The 233-nt window shown below is 65.7% G+C and carries 1 protein-coding gene; it reads left to right on the forward strand.

Annotated elements, in window-relative coordinates; genetic code table 11:
- On the forward strand, positions 1-233 hold a 233-nt coding region (locus ACQG3P_RS24345), incomplete at both ends, for a hypothetical protein (RefSeq protein ID WP_426806487.1).

The following is a 233-nucleotide window of genomic DNA, read 5'->3' on the forward strand; positions in this document are numbered from 1 at the left end:
AAGAAACCGCGTGGAAGGACTGGGGACATGGCCGCGACCTGAAGGCGGCCGATCCGGCGATTGCCGAACGTGTCTGGCAGGGCTACGTCGACCTGGTCGGCAACGACCTGCGCAGGGTGGTGGCGGAGGACGGGCTGGGCGTGCCGTACTGGTCCATTTCGCCCAGCAACGACCTGGACACCGTGGCCAACGACTCGACCCGTGGTGACAAACACTACTGGCAGGTGTGGGGA

The organism is Stenotrophomonas sp. SrG (assembly GCF_050031795.1).
GTDB lineage: Bacteria > Pseudomonadota > Gammaproteobacteria > Xanthomonadales > Xanthomonadaceae > Stenotrophomonas > Stenotrophomonas rhizophila_A.